Origin of the sequence: Qipengyuania sp. NPDC077410 (genome assembly GCF_044543405.1) — a bacterium.
GTDB classification, from domain to species: Bacteria; Pseudomonadota; Alphaproteobacteria; order Sphingomonadales; family Sphingomonadaceae; genus Qipengyuania; species Qipengyuania pacifica.
In genome coordinates this window covers 1,045,655-1,066,053 of sequence record NZ_JBITWB010000002.1, presented here as the reverse complement: position 1 = coordinate 1,066,053, position 20,399 = coordinate 1,045,655, and the positions used below count along the sequence as shown (strand labels likewise).

At 58.8% G+C, this 20,399-nt stretch carries 16 protein-coding genes, 1 tRNA gene and 1 CRISPR repeat array; of the genes, 10 read left to right on the top strand and 7 right to left on the bottom strand.

Going from position 1 to position 20,399, the window contains the following annotated elements:
• Positions 1-13: 13 nt before the first annotated feature.
• The 6 genes from mreC to ACIGGE_RS13125 all read left to right on the top strand — a co-directional run bounded on the left by mreC (position 14) and on the right by ACIGGE_RS13125 (position 6,245).
• Positions 14-904, top strand: a complete 891-nt coding sequence (gene mreC / locus ACIGGE_RS13150) for a rod shape-determining protein MreC (RefSeq protein WP_103024951.1) — start codon at positions 14-16, stop codon at positions 902-904.
• Positions 904-1,455, top strand: coding sequence for a rod shape-determining protein MreD (locus ACIGGE_RS13145; protein ID WP_103024950.1), 552 nt, complete (start codon positions 904-906; stop codon positions 1,453-1,455). The genes mreC and ACIGGE_RS13145 overlap by 1 nt, the downstream gene beginning before the upstream one ends.
• The gene (gene mrdA / locus ACIGGE_RS13140) at positions 1,455-3,512 is read left to right on the top strand and encodes a penicillin-binding protein 2 (protein WP_103025076.1); all 2,058 of its coding nucleotides are present in this window, start codon (positions 1,455-1,457) and stop codon (positions 3,510-3,512) included. The genes ACIGGE_RS13145 and mrdA overlap by 1 nt, the downstream gene beginning before the upstream one ends.
• Complete coding sequence (gene rodA / locus ACIGGE_RS13135; RefSeq protein ID WP_196846204.1) at positions 3,509-4,627, top strand: rod shape-determining protein RodA; 1,119 nt, start codon at positions 3,509-3,511, stop codon at positions 4,625-4,627. Before mrdA ends, rodA begins: the two co-directional genes overlap by 4 nt.
• A gap of 205 nt (positions 4,628-4,832) precedes the next feature.
• Positions 4,833-4,908: transfer RNA gene (locus ACIGGE_RS13130), tRNA-Lys, on the top strand.
• A 398-nt stretch (positions 4,909-5,306) separates the two neighbouring features.
• The gene (locus ACIGGE_RS13125; protein ID WP_397490684.1) at positions 5,307-6,245 is read left to right on the top strand and encodes a nucleotidyltransferase and HEPN domain-containing protein; all 939 of its coding nucleotides are present in this window, start codon (positions 5,307-5,309) and stop codon (positions 6,243-6,245) included.
• 492 nt (positions 6,246-6,737) lie between these two features.
• Here ACIGGE_RS13125 and ACIGGE_RS13120 read toward each other — a convergent pair whose 3' ends face one another.
• The 5 genes from ACIGGE_RS13120 to tnpA all read right to left on the bottom strand — a co-directional run bounded on the left by ACIGGE_RS13120 (position 6,738) and on the right by tnpA (position 11,390).
• Positions 6,738-6,932 (bottom strand): hypothetical protein, encoded by a 195-nt coding sequence (locus ACIGGE_RS13120; protein ID WP_397490683.1) that lies wholly within the window; start codon positions 6,930-6,932, stop codon positions 6,738-6,740.
• A gap of 431 nt (positions 6,933-7,363) precedes the next feature.
• Positions 7,364-7,627 carry a DUF5063 domain-containing protein gene (locus ACIGGE_RS13115; RefSeq protein ID WP_397490682.1) on the bottom strand — a complete coding sequence of 88 codons (264 nt, stop codon included), beginning with the start codon at positions 7,625-7,627 and terminating at the stop codon, positions 7,364-7,366.
• Between the two features lie 1,046 nt (positions 7,628-8,673).
• Positions 8,674-10,209: an IS66 family transposase gene (gene tnpC, locus ACIGGE_RS13110; RefSeq protein WP_202086598.1), complete on the bottom strand. Its 1,536-nt coding sequence runs from the start codon at positions 10,207-10,209 to the stop codon at positions 8,674-8,676.
• A 72-nt stretch (positions 10,210-10,281) separates the two neighbouring features.
• A complete protein-coding gene (gene tnpB / locus ACIGGE_RS13105) occupies positions 10,282-10,635 on the bottom strand; it encodes an IS66 family insertion sequence element accessory protein TnpB (RefSeq protein ID WP_202086595.1) in 354 nt (117 codons plus the stop codon).
• Positions 10,632-11,390: an IS66 family insertion sequence element accessory protein TnpA gene (gene tnpA / locus ACIGGE_RS13100; protein WP_202086592.1), complete on the bottom strand. Its 759-nt coding sequence runs from the start codon at positions 11,388-11,390 to the stop codon at positions 10,632-10,634. Before tnpA ends, tnpB begins: the two co-directional genes overlap by 4 nt.
• Before the next feature lie 497 nt (positions 11,391-11,887).
• Here tnpA and ACIGGE_RS13095 point away from each other — a divergent pair, with 497 nt between their 5' ends.
• From ACIGGE_RS13095 to cas9, 3 genes are all read left to right on the top strand, one after another.
• Complete coding sequence (locus tag ACIGGE_RS13095) at positions 11,888-12,142, top strand: helix-turn-helix domain-containing protein (protein ID WP_397490681.1); 255 nt, start codon at positions 11,888-11,890, stop codon at positions 12,140-12,142.
• Entirely contained in the window at positions 12,139-12,306 is a 168-nt protein-coding gene (locus ACIGGE_RS13090) for a hypothetical protein (RefSeq protein ID WP_397490680.1), read from the top strand. The genes ACIGGE_RS13095 and ACIGGE_RS13090 overlap by 4 nt, the downstream gene beginning before the upstream one ends.
• Positions 12,307-12,643: 337 nt before the next feature.
• Positions 12,644-15,829, top strand: a complete 3,186-nt coding sequence (gene cas9, locus ACIGGE_RS13085; RefSeq protein ID WP_397490679.1) for a type II CRISPR RNA-guided endonuclease Cas9 — start codon at positions 12,644-12,646, stop codon at positions 15,827-15,829.
• Positions 15,830-16,010: 181 nt separating this feature from the next.
• Here cas9 and ACIGGE_RS13080 read toward each other — a convergent pair whose 3' ends face one another.
• Together ACIGGE_RS13080 and ACIGGE_RS13075 are read right to left on the bottom strand one after the other, a co-directional pair.
• Positions 16,011-16,208, bottom strand: coding sequence for a hypothetical protein (locus ACIGGE_RS13080; RefSeq protein ID WP_397490678.1), 198 nt, complete (start codon positions 16,206-16,208; stop codon positions 16,011-16,013).
• 321 nt (positions 16,209-16,529) lie between these two features.
• A CRISPR array of direct repeats spans positions 16,530-16,961; the repeat unit is 36 nt; unit sequence AGGATAGCAGTTCAGAAATCGCGGTCCAGCTGCAAC.
• Positions 16,962-17,629: 668 nt separating this feature from the next.
• Positions 17,630-18,850, bottom strand: coding sequence for a tyrosine-type recombinase/integrase (locus ACIGGE_RS13075; protein WP_397490677.1), 1,221 nt, complete (start codon positions 18,848-18,850; stop codon positions 17,630-17,632).
• A 305-nt stretch (positions 18,851-19,155) separates the two neighbouring features.
• On the opposite strand from ACIGGE_RS13075, the gene ribB reads away from it, so the two are divergent.
• A complete protein-coding gene (gene ribB, locus ACIGGE_RS13070; RefSeq protein WP_301642785.1) occupies positions 19,156-20,397 on the top strand; it encodes a 3,4-dihydroxy-2-butanone-4-phosphate synthase in 1,242 nt (413 codons plus the stop codon).
• Positions 20,398-20,399 lie beyond the last annotated feature (2 nt).

Below are 20,399 nucleotides of genomic sequence, written 5' to 3'. Positions count from 1 at the left end.
AAAGGCAAAACGGATGGCGCCGATAAGTTCACGGCGCTCGGGGTATTCTCGCAGGGCGCAGTACAATCTTTTTACCGGTTACGTGATCGCGGGCATCGGCGCGCTGATCGGCGCGATCCTGCTCGCCCTGTCGTTTTTTCAACCCCATCTGTTTGGCGGACTCCGCGGGGTCGCGCAGGATGGTGTTTCGCCCGCCACGGAAGCTGCCTCTACTGTTCGAACGGGAAGCAAGGGGTTCTGGGACACGATCAGCGGCTACTACCGGGCCGGGTCCAAGAATGCTGACCTCAAACGCGAAATGGAAATCGCGCGGATCCGCCTTGCTGAAGCGGAGGCAGTGAAGCGCGAAAATCTTCACCTCAAGGGCTTGCTGAAACTTCAGGACGCCGAGCGTGAGCCCGTTGCGGTGGCCCGCCTGGTGAGCTCTTCGGCCTCGAGCACGAGACGCTTCGCTTATTTGGGCGCTGGCTCGTCCGAGGGTGTCGCGATCGGCATGCCGGTACGGTCGCCGCGCGGCATCGTTGGCCGGATTCTTGAGGTCGGCAGCGACAGTTCGCGCGTTCTTCTCCTTACGGACACCGAGAGCATCCTCCCGGTCCGCCGCGCCAATGACGAGGTTGTCGCCTTCGCCGAGGGGCGCGGAGATGGGCTGATACGGATCAGGCTTATCAATTTGGGTATCAACCCGCTCAAGCCTGGCGATGTTTTCGTGACCAGCGGCGCTGGCGGATACTACCCTCCCGGTATCGCAGTCGCCATCCTGACGGAAACGACCGATGACGGCGGGGTGGCGCGCATCATCAGCGATCCCGCGGCGACCGACTATGTAAGTGTAGAACCGATCTACGAACCCGAAGCAGTGCTCGGCGCGGAGACGCCGATCGAGCGCGAACTGACCGACTGATGGAACGCAACGACCCGCGTTCTCGCAGCGATGCCTATGGCAGCCGGATCAACCGTTCGCATTCCAGCTTGCTGGCAAATGTTGTTCCCTGGGTCAGCATCATGGTCGCTTCGATCCTGCCCATCTTTCCGATCGCTTCGGCTCTCCCGATCATTCCACCCCTTGGATTGCTGATGCTTCTCGCCTGGCGACTGGTTCGCCCGGGCCTGATGCCGATCTGGGCAGGGATGCCACTTGGTCTGCTCGACGATCTATATAACGGCCAACCCTTCGGATTTGCGATTTTCACATGGTCTCTGATCATGATCGTAATCGAACTTATTGAAACCCGGCTGCCGTGGCGCACATTTTGGCAGGACTGGTTCACCGCCTGTATATTGATCTTCGGTTATCTATTGGCAGGCTGGCTGCTTTCAGGTGGCCAACCTACGTTCCATTCTCTTATCGCCCTGATACCGCAGCTAGTGCTTACCATCCTTCTCTTCCCGATCGCCGCTCGTCTGGTCGCCATGCTCGACCGCTTCCGCCTGACCAGGTGGAAGGCGCTGTGATGCGTCTGCGTAAGCGTGCAAAGCCGAAAGAGGTCGTAACGCAATCGACGCTTGACAATGCGTTCGACAGGCGGACCTTCGTCATCGGCACCGCCATGGGCGGCCTTGGCGTGCTGCTGGCAGCGCGGATGGGTTACATCGCGATTGCCGAGAACGAAAAATACGAACTGGAATCGGAAAGCAATCGGGTCAACCTTTCGCTCATCCCGCCTCGGCGCGGCTGGATTCTGGACCGTAATGGCGCCCCCCTCGCCTCCAATAGAGCGGATTTTCGCGTCGATATCATTCCCGATCGCACTCCCGACACGGAAGCGACGATCGCGGCCCTTACAAAGATCCTGAACCTCGATGAAAATCAGGCCGCGGATATTCGCAAGCAGGTTTCCGATGGTCCTGGTTATCAGCCGGTCGAGATTGCTTCTGGCATAACTTACGACGAATTCGCCGCGGTCAGCGTGAGGCTGCCCGATCTGCCCGGTGTTGTTCCTCAGCGCGGTTTCTCGCGGTTTTATCCGACAGGGCCCAGCGTAGGCCATCTTATCGGCTACGTCGGGACGGCGAATGCCGAAGAATATGCCGAACAGGATCGGAATCCTCTGCTCGTCACACCGGGTTACAAGATCGGCAAGGACGGATTGGAAAAGCAGTACGAGCAGGAACTTCGCGGTGTACCTGGCGCCCGGCGGGTCGAGGTGACGGCATCTGGCCGGATCGTACGGGAACTGGAAACTCGCGAGGATATTCAGGGCGATCCGATCCGGCTTACCATCGATGGGCCCCTGCAGGATTATGCCGCACGGCGCATCGGCCTGGAAAGCGGCTCTGTCGTCGTGATGGACTGCGAAACCGGCGACCTCCTGTGTATGGCATCGATGCCTAGCTTCGATCCGAACAGCTTTTCGCAAGGGATCGGGCGCGTCGAATATTCCATGCTGCGCGACGACGAACGCGTGCCGCTGCGAAACAAGGTTCTGAAGGGTCTGTATCCGCCTGGATCGACGGTCAAACCCATGGTCTCCATGGCGTTCATGCGTGAAGGTCTGGACCCGGACGAAACCGTGTTCTGCGGCGGTGGCTTACGGGTGGGCAATCGCGTATTCCGCTGCTGGAAACGCGGCGGCCACGGCACGGTCAACATGGCCAAGGGCATCTACCAGTCCTGCGACGTCTATTACTATCACTTCGCTCAGCGTATCGGCATGGATCCCATTGCTGCCATGGCGCAACGCTGCGGAATGGGGCAGGAATTCCCCCTTCCCGTCGCCAGCCAATTCTATGGCACCGTGCCGTATCCCGCCTGGAAGGAAGAGAAATACGGGCGCCCCTGGCAGGCATTCGACACCGTCAATGCGACCATCGGGCAAGGCTACATGCTGGCCAATCCGCTTCAACTGGCAGTGATGTCGGCGCGCCTCGCGACGGGGCGGCACGTTCAGCCCCGGTTGGTAACCTCCACACCGGTCAAAGGTTTCGACGAAGTCGATTTTGCCCCCGAGCACGTGGCTTATGTTCGCCAGGCGATGAGCGATGTCGTCAACGGCCCCGGAACCGCCGGTCGTGCCCGTCTGCCCTTCGACGACATCAAGATGGCGGGCAAGACAGGAACGGCACAGGTCGTGGGCCTGAATTTGTCGGACGGTAAATCGGGGCCATGGAAATACCGCGACCACGGACTTTTCATCTTCTTCGCGCCCTTTGACAAACCGAAATATGCGGGGGCCGTCGTGATCGAGCATGGCGGTGGCTCCGGTTCCGCTTATCCGATCGCGCGCGATGTGATGACCTTTTTGTTCGATCCCGAGAAGGGCATGGAAATGCTTCGCGGCTTCGAGGAACAATGGGGCGGCACCGCGCAGCAACGGCTCGATGCGAAATACCGCGCCTATGCGGCAGCAGCCGGAGAGGACGTCAAACCCGTTCCGGCCCGCGACGAAGAGATATTCGATCAGGTCGAGGCCGAAGCCCGTCTCGCCGTGCGCCGGCAGGAAAGCCTCGCCGACGAAAAGGTTGATCCGCGTCTCGACACCTCCCTTTCATCCGGACAGGCCAGCGAATGAGCGGGATCGTTCCGGCGCCCATCGCGCGCCAGCCATGGCGAATGCTTTTCCCGCTTTTCGTCCTGATCGGGTTCGGCGCGCTGGTGCTTTTCTCCGCCGCAGCCGGAAGCTGGCAACCCTATGCCGCCTCGCACATCCTGCGATTTGGTATTTTTCTCGTGATGGCCTTCATTCTGGCCCGCTTCACTCGAGAATGGGCCATGTTTCTGGCATTTCCCATATACGGCATCATTCTGCTGATGCTGGTTGCGGTGGAAGCGATCGGCTTCGTCGGCGGAGGTAGCCAACGCTGGCTGGACCTCGGGTTCATGCAGTTGCAGCCATCGGAATTGATGAAGCCGGCCATCGTCCTGGTGCTTGCGCGGTTCTACTCGTCGCTCCCTGTGGGTATGATCCCGACCTGGCGTGCGCTGATCCCGGCGGGCGGCTTGATCCTTACCCCCGTCGCGCTCGTTCTGTTGCAACCCGATCTGGGGACGTCGCTCGCCATCGTCTTCGGCGGAGCCCTCGTCATGTTCTCCGCAGGCCTCCCCATTCGCTGGTTCATGGGCGCTGGATTGGCTGCGGCAGTTCTTGCACCGATAGCCTTTTTTGTCGGTTTGCAACCTTACCAGCAGAAGCGCGTCTTCACGTTCCTAGATCCCGAAAGCGATCCGCTGGGTGACGGCTATCACATCACCCAGTCCAAGATCGCCATCGGGTCTGGTGGGTTCTCCGGTAAAGGCTTCAACGAAGGGTCGCAGAGCCACCTGCACTACCTGCCGGAACCGCATACCGACTTCATTTTCGCTACCATGGCCGAAGAATGGGGTTTCCTTGGCGGACTTGTGGTCATCGGGGCCTTCGCGCTGATTTTCAGCTGGGGCCTGTCCGTCGCGCGCGCGAGTAACGACCGTTTCGGTAAGCTGATCGCCCTGGGAATGACGGCAACCGTCTTCTTCTATGTCGCGATCAATCTCATGATGGTCATGGGCCTTGCTCCCGTTGTGGGCATCCCCCTGCCCTTCATGAGTCATGGCGGTAGTTCGATGCTCACCAACATGATTTGTCTTGGATCGATCATGATGGTCGACCGGTGGAACCGGAAAGCACCCCGCGCCGGAATCATGCGATAGCCGCACGCCTGCCTGGGCGCGCATGGCTAGATTTTGGTGTCGACAGGCTTGCCAAATGAAGGGTTCACCTGACCGAATAGCAGGTTTTTCGCATGCGCCAGCAGAGATTGCCTTTAGGGGCTTTTCTTCCCGCAAAACCCCGCTATACGGGCGCCTCCCGAGTCGGGAACGCCTCACTCCACGAGGCAGCGGTACGCCGCAGTGTGGACGCATAGCTCAGTTGGTAGAGCAGCTGACTCTTAATCAGCGGGTCCTAGGTTCGAGCCCTAGTGCGTCCACCAAACTTCTCAAAGACTTACGCGAGATTATACGCCCCTCTAACGGGGGTGTCGAGCCTCGTTTAATCACCACGTAATCAAACAGGGTCGTGCTGTGGCGGGAAACCTACGGCTACGTTTGGGTAGCTTTCCTCAAACTGGAGCAGGTTTGTCAGGAACTCTTGGCCGAACTCATACACGCGAACATTCCATCGTTCCTGTTCGTTATTTTCTGACCGTTATGTCCGCTTGTCCAACGCAGATCGCCAACAGGGCTAGCGAAGGCGTTCGAAGGCCCATCCCTAGTTCTTGGTATAGACGCGGCCCACAGATGCTGACTCAATCACGAACCTGAATACGGAATCCAAATGATTGGGGATGTGGGCGTGCAACCATCCGAGCAACTTGCTAGACCTTAATCGATGAAGACCGACCTCGATCATCTCCCACCGCAAAAGCAGCGCGAGATCGAACGCGTGGTGCAGCTCATCTTCGAAGAGTTTGACGATGCCTTTGCTCTCGCCAAGCACGAATGGAAAAAGGCTGGCCGGATACTCAAGGTCATCCTCTACGGCAGCTATGCGCGCGGCACTTGGGTCGACGAGCCGCATACCGCGAAGGGCTATCAGTCGGACTACGATCTGCTCATCATCGTCAACGACAAGAGGCTGGCGGACAGGGTCAAATACTGGTCCAGGCTCGATGACCGGCTCATGCGCGAGTACGGTGTAACCGGAACGCTCAAGACACCGGTCAACTTCATCGTCCACACACTGCAGGAAGTGAACGATGGGCTGGCCCATGGCCGCTACTTCTTCATGGATGTGAAGGACGATGGCGTAGCGCTCTACCAGTTCGACGACACCGAACTGCATACGCCCAAGCCGAAGACGCCCACTCAAGCGCTCGCTATGGCGCAGGAGTATTTTGACGAGTGGTTTCCTGCATCAATGCGGAAGTTCAAGCTGGCGAACGACGCAATCGAGCAGGAGTTCTACAAGGAAGCTGCCTTCCTGATGCATCAATCGACCGAGAGTCTGTACCACTCGGTCTTGCTGGTCTGCACCTTCTACACCCCTCACGTGCACAATCTGGGCTTCCTGCGCACGCAGGCTGAGCGGATCGATTATCGCCTGACGTTCGTCTGGCCACGTGACAACCGCAAGGATCGCGCGCGGTTCGAGAAGCTCAGGGAAGCTTACGTCAAAGCGCGCTACTCGAAACACTACCGCATCACCAAGGAAGAGCTCGAATGGCTTGGCGAGCAGGTTGAGGAGCTTGGTTGCGTCGTGCACGAAGTGTGTTCGCAGCGGCTCGAGAAGCTGAGGGCGGAAGCGCGCGCGAGACCAGACAAGCAGTAGCGCCGCAAATTCAGCGGCGGGCATGCTTAAAGCATCCTGCTGTGAACCCATTTCACCCCTTCGAAGCAGCCCTAACCTACCGGCAGTTTTGGGGCCGCTTCCGGACTGTCCGCTTATGAATAACGATCCGCACTAAGCCGCCGTTCGGCAAACGACCCCATTGCTGACAGTTGGTTGTCATGCCACACAGGTTCTATGGACAGACGAGAAGCGAGGTTTCGGACCGGGCTTGTATCCACTCTTGCCTTTTTGTTGGTTGCCGCAACAGTCGGATTCTATGTTCTACCCGCTTCCCCCTACGGAAGAATGAGCCGAGCGGTTCGGACAGAAGACGGGTTCACGATTTTAGGCGTCATGGTTTTCTCGATATTTTGTGTGGGCAGTCTGATCGTATTGCTTTCAGCGATCCGCGCTTGGCTCGGTTGGCCTGCTATCAGCTACGACGGTAGAGTTCTAAAGGAGTATGTAGTTCCATTTAGGCGCATACCGATCTCAGAAGTCGAGCGGATTGAGGTCCGGTCCAAAGACGTTTTGCTGCACCTCAAAAATGGCGCCAGACGCACCATAAATGCACGTTTGGTGAAAGACCACGAGACGTTCTTCAATCGCGTCATTCCCGACTGAAGCCTGCTGGACCGGGTAATTTCCGCTTCCCACCCCTTTGCAGACCTTCACGGCTTTCGACATTGCGCCCGAATGCCGACCGTCCGATAATCGGGCACGCATAATAAAAGCGGTCGGGCTGCTAACCAGCCCATTGCGAACGTTACCTTCGCTTGTTCTTCGCATAATACAGATACAGCCACGGCCCTGTGGCGATTAAGAGCATGATCGCAGAATACAGGGGTGAATGAAAACTCAGGACTGCGATAACGGCGTGCCAGCCCATCATCAATACTGCGGAACCCCAAATCAGGATCGCACCTAAGGCAAAACACAGAAAGGTGACTCTCATTATTGAGGTGTTATCATCAAGAATTCTTTTTGTCAGCTTCCAACCTAATTGCAGACCCTCCCGCGTGTTACGGGAGCGCCTGAAAGTCACCGTCCGCTAATCGTAGACGCACGATAAAAGCGGGCCGATTGCTAACGACCCCATTGCGGATATTCCTTCGTCGCTAGTGCATGATCGAATGCAGGTAACGCCGGAGTCGATGAAGATGCATTCCCCAGTGGGTTTGATAGCCGAAGCGAAACTCCCAATAGGCATCGTTGGCAGCGCCACGGTCGATGTGCCAAAGAACGCCTGATAGGTTTCTCGCAATATCGGCAAGGTCATCAACCGCGCCTCCAAGTGTGACCTCTTGTTCCAAGCCGTCTTGCGGCTCGACATCAGCATAATATCCAAGTTCTGGAAAAGACGCGGCGGCTCGCTCGGCCAATGACTCGTAAGGAACTGACGGCGATAAATCATTGGTGTCAGGTTCGACATCTGGCGCACGATGATATTCGATTACGAGACAATCGAGCGCCTCGCACAGTTTGGCGAGCCTCGTCTATTCATCGTCAGGCTGACTTTTGAGCAACGCAAGGTAGCCATTGATCGCGTTGACCATCGATGCTGTTGGAGGCGATGTCATAGACAGCCTTTTCGAGTACCGGCGCGCCGGACGCAATGTCCGCTTTCCAGCCCTTTCGTAACGCGCTGACCGACCTAGCGATCTGCTGGCAGCGGACCAGCCGGTAACGACCCCATTGCCGTCACTAGGCGCGTAGCTCGGCAACATATCTGCTCAGAGCGTCAGCGACTTCACATGCTCTTTGGTGAGCACCCGCTGCCTCGCCCAGGCCCATGTATTCGCTCTCGATACTGACCAAGTAGTCCGCTACTTCTTCCTCGGTTGCACCGTTCCAAAGGCGCCCGGCAGCTTGAATTAGATAGCTGTCATATTCATCGTCAGGTTGGCTATCGGTCCCATGCAATCCTATAGGGTCCCACTTCGCCCAGCCGATTTCGCGAAGCCTCGAAAGCTTGAACTTGGGACGAGCCGACATACGCTGAACTTACACCTCCAATGTCCGCTTACCACCCCATAATCAGACATTCGAGGTGCTCAAAACCGGAGCAAAGCTGCCGTTCCGCTTTCAAGCATCCGCTGGAAACGCCTGAACGTCCAGAATGAGGGCGCAAAGCTGTCGCTTCATGTGCGGTTTCAACCGGCAGCTCAATCCCGCCATTTGCGACATTCGAGCAGCCTTGGTGCACTCCCGAAAGCAATCGAGATAGCCTTTCGTTTGCTGTCGCTCAGATCTTGGCGCGTGCGAAGCATCAGCATCGCCTCCGTCTGGTGCGCTGCTCACGCACTGCTCCGCTGCTGTGCAATCAAATTGCAGGGTTAGCGCATCTGGTATATTCTTCTTATGCTCTAGCAAGAGTTGTCCATAGTCGTCTGACATGCTTAGTGAGTTAGCGTCCGGTTCTTGCACGTCAGGTTCTGGGCTGATGAGTGAGCGTCCAGTTCCACGGCAGGAGTTCGTCGAGTCGGCTGGCAGGATGACCGTCGGCCATGCGGGTCAGGACATCGCTGAGCCAGGCATGGGGCTCGACCTTGTTGAGCTTTGCGGTCTCGATCAGCGAGCAGATGATGGCCCAGCGATGCCCGCCGCCATCGGAGCCTGCGAACAGGTGGTTCTTGCGTCCGAGCGCGACCGGACGGATCGCGCGCTCGACCGGATTGGTGTCGAGCTCGATGCAACCATCGTCGAGGAACCGGGTGAGGCCCGCCCAGCGCGCCAGCGCATAGCGGACCGCATCGGCAAGGGTGCTGCTGCGCGCGAGCTGCGCCAGTTGCGCTTCGAGCCAGGGCTTGAACACTGCCAGATGCGGCGCGCTGAGCGAGCGGCGCCATGCGAGGCGGTCGTCGGGCGAGCGTCCGCGCGCCTTCGCTTCGATCGCGTAGAGATCGGCGATACGCCGCAGCGCTTCTTCGGCCACCGGCGAGCCGGTCTGCTGGTGAACGTCGTAAAACTTGCGCCGGGTATGTGCCCAGCACGCGGCAAGCACGATGTCTCCGCGCGCGGTCAGACGCTCGAACCCGGCATAGCCGTCGACGTGCAGCACACCCTTGTATCCGCGCAGATGCGTCATCGGTCGCTCCGCCTTGCGGTCGGGCGCGAACAGGTAAACCGCCGCGGGCGGTGCAGGCCCGCCCCATCCGCGCTGCTCGCGCGCATAGACCCACAAGCGCCCGGTCTTGGTCCGCCCGCGTCCCGGATCGAGCACCGGAACCGGCGTGTCGTCGGCGAACAGATGGTCGGAAGCGAACACATCGGCGCAGAGGCGCTCATGCAGAGCTTCGAGCCACCAGCATGCACCACCGACCCATCCGCCCAGCGTCGAACGCGAGAGCTCCATCCCGTGCCGGGCGAAGATGCGCGACTGGCGGTAGAGCGGGGTATGGTCGCAGTACTTGCTCACCAGCACCTGAGTGAGCAGCGCCGGTGTCGCCAGCCCGCCCGCGATCACGCGCTCGGGAGCCGGAGCCTGAACCAGGCTGCCGCATGTACGGCAGGCATATTTGGGACGCGTCGTGCGGATCACGCGCAGCTTTGCCGGCACCCAGTCGAGCATTTCGGAGACGCTCTCGCCCATACTATGAAGCGCACCGCCGCAGCACGGACAGGCCTCGTGCTGCGCGTCGATCACCACCTCTTCGCGCTCCAGATGATCGGGCAGCGGCGCGCGGTGTGGACGCCGTCCGACCGCATCGGCATCGCCAGCGATGACCGGACCGTTCTCCTCGATGCGCGCGATATCGGCATCGAGGTCTTCCAGACCGAGCGCCAACTGGTCGGGATCGAGCCGCTCGGAGCGGCGCCCGAACTGCATCCTTTGGAGCTTGGTGATGATCGCCTGAAGGCGTTCGATCTCGTCATTGCGGGTCTCGACCAGCGACGCCATGTCGCGCACCAACTGGTGCAGAAGACCGACATCGGACGGCAGATTGTCGAGCTCGAGCCGCATGGATTCTGCTACCATAAGAGCAGCATTTTCTCAAGCTTTTCTGCCGGTTTCGCGCCGGTTTCAGGCAGTTTTTCAGCCCGCCTTTCGCGGCCTCCACTGCTGCTCGGGACGCCGCCAGTCGATCCCCTCGATCAGCATCGCCAGCTGCGCATGGGAGAGCGTCACGCTCTCGCCCACCTGGTGCACGCTCGGCCAAACGAAGCCGCCATGCTCCATCCTTTTGGTGAACAGGCACAGCCCGCTGCCGTCCCAGTAGAGGATCTTGATGATCCGCGCATTGCGCCCTCGGAACGCGAACAGGTGACCCGAGAAGCTGTCTTGCCTCAGCACCTCCTGGACCATGGTCGCAAGACCATCGATCCCCTTGCGCATGTCGGTATGGCCCAGCGCCAGATGCACCTTCGTACCTGCCGGAAGCAGCATCATCGCACGTTCTCCTCAACCCGCACCGTCACCAGACGCACCTGCTCGCCTGCGCCAAGCCCCAGCTGCGCGCGCCAGCGGAACAGCAGCGAGGTCGCGATCCCGTGCCGCCGCGCGACCTGCGAGACGGTCACATGAGGCTCGAGCGTCTGCATCGCGATCGCGCGCTTCTCGTTCTCACTGAAGCTGCGCCGCTGCACCCGGTCTGCCTGTTCGGACCCACGCAAAGCGCCTTCGGTCAACCCCGGAACTGCATCTGCATGCAGATTATTAGGACTAAGCTCGCCCTTAGTCCTAGGACTAGCAGCGCTGCCTATTTGCGGCCTGGCGCTCGGATGCAGCCGCGCGCGCCAGTCGACCGGCACCTCCTGATCGGCCAGCAGATCGCGCCATCTGCGCAGGCTGTGCTGCGAGATCGACAACGCGGCGGCATACTCGCGCACCGTCATCCCGCTCCATTCGAGCGCCTCGACATGCATCGCCCAGTACGCCTGCGCTGCCTGATTGCGGCGGTCTCTCGTCAGCTTGCCGCCCTTGCGGCTGCGCTTCGCCCGCCGCTCGGCAGCTGCGCGTTCGACACGGATTCTAGCCGTTTTTGCGTCGGTCAGCACATCGATCCAGCGCGCGAAAGTCGTCTCGGTCAGCTTGTGAGCCCGGCAGTATTTGCGCCGCGACAGTCCGCTGCGCTGCCACGCCTCGACATGCACCGACCACCACTCACGCCGCGCCGGATTATCAAAATGGGAACGAGCAGCCATGCAACCTCCAGCCACCACGAGAACACCCGCTGGACGAAAATTGCACCCCGGAAATCAGGTGCCGATACCGGACGCTTACCTTAGTGATTTTGGATGGCGAGATAAAAGCAGCGCCGTCGGCCATGCTGCAGGTGGTTGGTTTCGTTGAGCAATATGCGACGGCACTCGAACTGGCACCGCGGCGCTTTGTTCGAAAAGGCGTTTGTTCTCAGACATATTAGCGACGGCCCTTAATTCGGGGTGTTATGTTTGCTGGACAATCCGCCTAAATTCGGAAGTCCCTCGCCGTTCGCTCGAACTGTAGTGCATGCGAATGGCGAGCTCGCTCTCAGACTTCGGCGCTGAAGCGTAAGAAAGGCAACGACAGCGTAGGAACGTCATGTGGCGCTGGACAGCCCGTTCAGTCGATACTCGGTGTCGATGGCGGGCCGGTCTGTCCCCTCCCCTGCTCCCCAGGTCGGTCCGTCATCACCCGACAGATGAAAGGATCGACCGGTATGCCAACTGCAGGCACGACAGAGCATCTTCGCGAGCAGCGTGGGAGCCCGGCTATCGAACCGATCGTCATGCGTGTACCAGACGCCTGTCACTATCTCGGGATCGGGCGCAGCACACTCTATGTGCTTATCGGCAAAGGCGAGATCGAAGTTATCAAAATGGGAGCCGCCACTCTCGTCCTCACATCCAGCCTACGTTCGCTGGTGGAACGGCTGCGAAGTCCCGAAGCACAGCAGGTAAGTGGTGCATTATGATGACCGCGCACCCTGACCTCCTGAGAGCGGTCGTGCTTGCTGCCATCGTCAGCACGCCGGATCACTCCAAACGCCAGCTCGTCTCGAAAATGCAGGGGCGGCGTGAGAAGGCGGAGAATGCTTTAGCTGCCAAAATCGTGATCGCACTTTCGCAGCGCTCTTAGTTTCTTCGCGGACGGCGGCTTCGCGCCCTAATATCGGACATTCCGGCAATCGGTTGAAAATTCCAAAAGTCGAGATTGGTTAGGTGAGGTGCTTGTTTCGGCAGGGTCTGCGCGAACCTGGCCAGGCCTGTGGTGCCGACAGGATCGAACTCTTACGCGCGCAGAGTTCACTGCTGCATTCGCGAAAAGCAAACGGGGGCCGTAGCCCCCGCCTTATTTGGTGCAGTCAAGCTGCTTGTTCACAACCAGACCTGCGATTTCTGAAGAAAAACCTATAGACCATCGTTCAGCTGGATGCAATTCTTTCTCGAGCACGTTGATTTGAGGGAAGTATTGGATGGCCACACGTCTTGGTCTGGATATCGGCACTAATTCGATCGGATGGTGCCTGTATGATGGCGATACGATCCGCGATATCGGCGTGCGCATCTTCTCCGATGGCCGTGATCCCAAGTCCGGGGCCAGCCTGGCTGTGGACCGGCGCGATGCGCGGGCCATGCGGCGGCGGCGTGACCGATATCTGGGACGGCGCTCGGCACTGGTCGATGTCCTGATCAAGCATGGACTGCTTCCTGCGGAGAAGCGGGCGGGCAATGCGTTGCACAGCGAGGATCCCTATGCGCTGCGTGTCGGCGCGCTCGATGAAAAGCTGGCCCCGCACCAGATCGGGCGGGCGCTGTTCCACCTCAACCAGCGGCGCGGGTTCAAATCGAACCGCAAGGCGGATCGTGTTTTGAAGGACAATGAGGATGGTAAGATCGCCAGTGGTACCAAGGCGCTGGATCAGACCATCGCAGAATCCGGTGCGCGCTCGCTGGGCGAGTACCTACATCGGCAGGATGTGAAACGCGTGAGGATGCGCCCCGAGGCCGATGGTTATTACTTCTACCCCGACCGCAGGCACTACGAATATGAGTTTGAGCAAATCTGGGCTGCGCAGGCACCACATCACCCTTCGCTGCTGACTAACGAGGCGAAAGACGGGATCCACCGCGTGATCTTCTTCCAGCGTCCGCTGAAGGCGCAAGTGGTGGGCAAATGCAGCTTTGCCGGATGGTATGGCATTCCCGAAGACGAAAGGCGCTTGCCTAAGGCGCATCCGCTGTTCCAGCAGCGCCGCCTCTATGAAGAGGTCAATCAGCTAGAGGTGGTCTCCGCCGGTGCGCCTTCGCGCAAGCTGACCCTGGACGAGCGCGACAAGCTGATCCTGAAATTGCAGGACAAGAAGAAGGTCACCTTCAAAACTCTGAGCGGGATCATGAAGCTGCAGGAAGGGGAGCGGTTCAACAAGGAGAGCGAAAACCGCAAGGATCTGATCGGCGACGAGGTCCGCGCCGAGTTGATGCACAAGGAACGCTTCGGCCCGGACTGGATGACATTTTCTACCGAAAAACAGTGGGCGATCATCGAGCGTTTGCTGAACGAAGAAGATACCAGAAAACTGCTCGCCTGGCTGCAATCGGAACACAGCGTCGACCGGGAAACGGCGGAGAATATCGCCAATGCCCGCCTGCCCGAGGGGCATGGCCGGTTCGGTATTACTGCCACCACGGCGCTTCTCGAACAGCTTAAGGCTGATGTCGTTACCTATGCGCAGGCGGCGGAAAACGCAGGTTATCACCACAGCGATCATCGCACAGGCGAGGCGCATGAAATGCTGCCCTATTACGGGGAGATCCTCGCCCGCGAAATTGCGCCTGGCAAGGAGGATTATGCCGACGAACTCGAACGCCAATGGGGCAAGATCACCAACCCCACCGTCCATATCGGGCTGAACCAGCTGCGCAAACTGGTAAACGCGATTGTTCGGCGATACGGACGTCCGGACTATATCTATGTCGAGCTGGCGCGTGAATTGAAGCTCAACGAAGAACAGAAGGCCGTGCATAACCGGCGCATTAAGCAGACCACCGATGCAGCGGCTGAGCGCAGCAAGAAGCTCGCGGAAATTGGACAGCGCGATACAGGCGGCAACCGGATGTTGCTGCGGATCTGGGAACAATTGAACCCTGCCAATCCGCTCGACCGCAGATGCCCCTATTGCGGCGAGATGATCTCCATCGAGATGCTGATGAACGGGTCAGCTGACATTGACCACATCATCCCCTATTCGCGCTGTCTTGACGATAGCGTGGCCAACAAGGTTGCTTCACACGGCCATTGCAACAAGCAGAAGGGGAACAAGACCCCGTGGGAACGGTGGGGCGAAACCGACCGCTGGCCGATCATTCAGGATCAGGTCGCACGTCTGCACAAATCGAAGCAGTGGCGTTTTGGCCCCGACGCGATGGAACGCGTGGAACGTGATGGCGGTTTTATCGCCCGGCAACTGACCGATACGCAATATCTCTCACGCATTGCTGGGAAGTATCTCGCCAGCCTCTATACGCCGGACGAAGGGCGCCGGGTCTACGCCGTCACCGGGCGGATGACCGCCATGCTGCGTCGCTTGTGGAGCCTCAACGATATTCTGCCGGACCATAACTGGGTGGAGAATGAGCATTCCAATGCGCCCAAGAACCGGCTCGATCATCGTCACCATGCGATTGACGCGGCGGTTGTGGGGGCGACCGATGCGGGCATGATCCAGAGGATTGCCAATGCTGCAGGGCGCGCGGAGGACCAACATCTGGACCGTCAGTTTGTCGATTTGCCAAAGCCGTGGGAGGGGTTCCGCGAGGATCTGCGCGAAAAACTCTGCGCCACCACCGTCAGTTTCAAACCCGATCACGGGCGCAAAGGTAAACCCGATAAGGATCGCGACATCACCTCGGGCCGGTTGCACAATGACACCGCCTATGGCCTGACCGGGCGCACCAATGCCAAGGGCGTGCCGATCGTCGTCACGCGCAAACCGCTCCTGAGCCTCAAGCCCGCCGACCTGACCGACCCGGAGCGGATGCCCGATCACGATTTGCAGGGAGCCCTGTTCAAGGCAACGCGCGGCACCAGCGGCAAGCAATTCGAGAGGGCTTTGCGCGAATTCGCCAAGCTCGATGGCTCCTTCAAAGGCATTCGTCGCGTCCGCCTGACCGAACCGCTCAACGTCATCCCGATCCGTGACAAGGATGGGCGCGCCTACAAGGCAGTGAAGGGCGATGCTAATGCCCGCTTTGATGTCTGGCGCCTGCCGGATGGCAAATGGGTGACAAGGTGGAAGGATCGCGAAGGCAACGAACAATCCAGCATCATTTCGATGTTCGATGCGCACCAGCGGGATTTTGCCGAGGCGCGCCCGCATCCGGCGGCGAAGAAGGTGCTCAGTCTGCGGCAAAATGATTTGATTGCCGTGGAGCGCGATGGCGGTGCGCGGGAGATCATGCGGGTGGTGAAGTTTGCCTCGCGAGGAGAGATTACCTTCGCCGCCCATAATGAAGCAGGGGCATTGAAGGCGCGCCATGAAGTTGGTGATGACCCGTTCCGTTATTTCACCTCATCAGCATCTGGCCTGAAGTCAGCAAGCGCACGGCAAGTCCGTATCGACGAACTCGGTCATATTCATGATCCCGGTCCGCGTGATTGATGGGGCGATAGAGTTAACCTCGCCCCTACCTTGACCGGTTAGACGTTTCCTGAAGGAAAAACAGGGGCTTACATCGCTGACGGACCGGATCGTCGACAATTCAACCGACAATGTGCATTTGTCTGCTCATCGCGGCTTGCTGCTCGTCACTCTGGATGATGGCGAGACGGGACGCGTGGGACTAGACGATATCGCCGCCGTCATCGTCCATGGCCACGGCGTAACCTGGACCGCCAATCTGGTCGTCAAGCTGGCGGAGCGCTGCACAATAATGGTGCTGTGCGCCGCCAATCACGCACCAGTCGCCATGATGGTTCCGGTCGAGGGACACCACGCTCAGAATGCCCATTTCGTGCGCAATGGGATGCAGGCCTTCCATTTCGCAAACGAGCCTGGCAAGCTGTCGTGCAGACGAAGATCCGCAATCAGGGAAGACTGCTCGCCGCACTTGGCCGGGAGGAAGGACAGGCACTCCTCTTGATGGCCGAACGGGTAAAGTCGGGGGACACCGCCAATGCGGAGGCTCGGGCTGCACGTCGACCGGCAATATGAGAACATCATCCGCTTTAACGGCCAGTCACGCCGCCGCCAACGCAAAAATCCCGGCCAGCTTGCGCTGTTCTGACGTTCCGGCAGGAGAGTTTTGCTATACCCGATGCCTCTCAAATGCGTTTTTGTTCAACGGTTTGAGAGTACATCGAGGATAGCAGTTCAGAAATCGCGGTCCAGCTGCAACGACAGATCTGCGGGATGCAGTCCTTCGTCCAGGATAGCAGTTCAGAAATCGCGGTCCAGCTGCAACGCAACGCATCGGCTTGCGGTGCTAGTGTGAAGGATAGCAGTTCAGAAATCGCGGTCCAGTTGCAACATCGAACAGAGCGGGTTGGCTGGTGAGAGCAGGATAGCAGTTCAGAAATCGCGGTCCAGCTGCAACTCGGCGCGTTCGATCTTGGAGGGGGCCATTAGGATAGCAGTTCAGAAATCGCGGTCCAGCTGCAACTTTCGGCTGTGTGGTCGGGGGTGGCGGGGCAGGATAGCAGTTCAGAAATCGCGGTCCAGCCGCAACTCATCCAGTGTTGCTTTTGCGGGTCCGTGCAGGATAGCAGTTCAGAAGTCGCGGTCCAGCTGCAACGGCCATACTGTTGCGTCAACGCATCGGCTGGAGACATCTGCGAGCCACAGCATGAATGCCGGCTATGCATACGTATTGGCTAGGACGAGACAGTCAGCTTTCGCCCCAGTTTTTGTCATTCGGAACGGCGCTAATCGCTTGTTTGATGTTGGCTGCCCTTGACGGCGACCTGCTCTATCAATTGTGCGGACCGGGCCTGTAGTCCCGGCCCATTCATTTGAGGATTGGGAGCAGTTGGAAGTTGAGCGGGAATTTATGGAGGACGCGATCTCTCCCGCGCTTCGCGCTCCTAAGGGCGCGGCGTCTTTGAGCTAACCCGCAGGCACTCTTGCCTCTCTCTTTACCGAAAGCTCGCTGGCGCGCTGGTCGCGCGCGCAGCGCATCCGGCTACTTCGCGCCGTCGCAAGGGTGCCGTTGTTTGTGCGGATCGCTGGCGCGATCCTTGCGCGGGAACACCAACGGCTTCGCCCTCTCGTTCCCGAAACCGCAAATAAACGCCCCCGGGTGGCGGGCTGACGCCCGCTGGCCCGCGCCAGGGCATCGATTTGCGGTGTTCCCTCCCCCTCCCATCCTCGCCGGAAGGCAGGCGGCATGGCTTAGCCATGCACGCCAGCTGGATACCTTTGTCAGCGACAGTCCACCTTCTGCGATGCCAAAGGGCTATGTCTCTAGATCATCGCCTCGATCTTTGCGCACCAGGCATCAAGTGCAGCCCGTTTTTCATTGTCGTATTTGTAGCGGTTGTAGATGCCTGCAACCCCTGCCCTCGTCCCACTTATGTGGTTGAGGACAGATTCAGTGACCTCGACAGGAATCCCGAGCGACTGGAGATTGGTCGCACCAGTCCTGCGGATGTCATGCAGTCGCCAGTTAGGCAGGTTTACGTTCTCGGGATCGCCACCCAACTCAATCTGACAGGCTTGAAGATACTCAAGCATGTCTTCTGTGAGCGCTTTTTTGCCTTTGAAGAAACCTGAGACGGGAGTTGTCCCAGTCGTCGTAAACACCAGCCCACTGGGTTTTGGTGAGAGCCGGTTGAGTTCCTTCATGGCGAGCTTGGAAAGAGGAATGATGTGCTCTTCGTCATTCTTAGCTCGAGCCGCAGGCAGAACCCACCGGCACGCGTCTATATCGATCTCAGACCAATCCATTTCAGCAACTTCCTGACGACGCTGCATCGTGAGGATCAGCATCCTGACGAATGCACCCCATGGCCAACCGGCCTTTTCGCTGGCTTTCCATAGAGCCACCATTTCCTTGTCATCAAGAACCCGGCGACGAGCCGGAACAGCCTTGGGCGCCTTCATTCCGGCAAGCGGGGACACTTCGATATCCTCGCGATCAGTTGCCCAATTAAACAGCTTGCGCAGAACCGAGTGAATATCCTTTCGCCGAGCGGGTCTATCGGAATACTCATCCATGACCTTCACAATGTCGGCACGCGATATTTCGTTAACCGCCATGTTGGCCCAGCGAGGGATTGCTACGTTCTGCAAGGTTTGTTGCGCAGCCTTCCACGTCCCCTTCCAATTCTCTTTAAGGTAAAGCTCTACGAACTTCTCGCTGTACGCTTTGAAATTGAGCGCTTCCTTTTTTCGCTTGGCTTCGCGTTTCGCTTCAACTGGATCGATACCCTGATAGACCTGGATGAGAAGACGCTTCACCTCTTCTCTTGCCGTGGCTGGTGTCCAGGGGCTGCCGACTGGGCCGATAGTTTTGCGCCGTGCCGGTCCTCCGTCGACTCGATACTGGAATACGAAGGATTGAGCACCACTCGGTGTAGTGCGTAGCCCGAACCCCTTTAATATCGTATCCCAGATATAAATGTCGCCTTTGGGGTTCGGCTTTACGGATCGCACGGAGCGGACCGTGATAGACTGATTCGCCATTGTGAGACGCTCTCCCACGTAATCGCCACGTAATCAGATGTAATAAAGTCGTGGCGTAGGTTAGACTAATCCGCGATTTAAATTCCTCAATCGTTTCAAGACTTTGAGCGTAGTTTGGCGAGCAAACAGAAAGAAACGAAAAGGGTACAAGACGCCGCTCTTAATCAGCGGGTCCTAGGTTCGAGCCCTAGTGCGTCCACCACCCCCCCTTCAGTGCATTTCTCATCGCCCGAGAGTATTGTCGCATCACATTCAATGTGACCGAGGTGCTGGACATCACATCGAAATGTGATACCAGTCATCGCATGAACACGATCGAAAAAGTTCGTACGCTGGTGTCGCAGGGCCTGATGACCCGCGCTGGTCTCGCCCGAGCCGCCGGCCTCCACGCCAATACGCTACGCGATTGCGGCGACGATAGCTGGAACCCAACCACAGAAACGCTTGCCAAGCTCGAAGCCTTTCTGGAAGCCAACGACGAGACGCCGGTGATCGTCGGAGCCGAGGAAATCATCAACGAAGCCCGCAACGGCAGGATGTACATCCTCGTGGACGACGAGGATCGCGAGAATGAAGGCGATCTCATCATTCCGGCCCAGATGGCAACGCCCAGCGCCATCAATTTCATGGCCACCCACGGGCGCGGACTGATCTGTTTGTCGTTGGACCGCAAACGGGTGGAAGCGCTCGGCTTGCAGCCAATGAGCCGCGACAATCGTGAAAGCATGCAGACCGCTTTCACGACCTCGATCGAGGCAAAGGAAGGCGTCACCACCGGTATCAGCGCTGCCGACCGGGCACGCACGGTTACCGTTGCGATCGATTCCAGCAAGGGCCCGGACGATATCGTCACCCCGGGCCACGTATTTCCGCTCGCTGCCCGCGATGGCGGCGTGCTTGTCCGCGCAGGACACACCGAAGCCGCAGTGGACATCTCCCGCCTCGCCGGCCTCAATCCCTCGGGCGTGATCTGCGAGATCATGAACGAAGACGGGACCATGGCCCGCCTCGACGATTTGATCAGCTTCGCGCGCAAGCATGATATGAAGATCGGTACCATCCGCGATCTCATCGAATATCGGATGCGGTACGATCATCTCGTCGAGCGTATATCCGAGAGCCAGTTTCAATCCGACTATGGCGGCGACTGGAAACTGATGACCTATCGCAACACCATCGACGGAAGCGAGAGTTACGTGCTGCAGAAAGGCCAGGTCGTCGAAGGTGAGCCAACTTTGGCCCGCGTGCATCCCATTTCGATTTTCGATGATCTGCTGGGCAAGCCCGGGCCGCGCAAGCGCACTCTTCAGCGCGCAATGCAGGTTGTCGGCGATCATGGTTCTGGCGTCATCGTCCTGCTGACAGGCCGGCGCGCCGATTGGGGCGATCAGGGGCGCGACGAACAGCGCAATGTCGGCATCGGATCACAAATACTTGCGGATCTGGGTATCGAACAAATGATTCTGCTCAGCAACTCGCAACCGAACGTCGTGGCGATCGAGGGCTACGGCCTCGATATCGTCGATCACATGCCAATCCCGGAGTAACA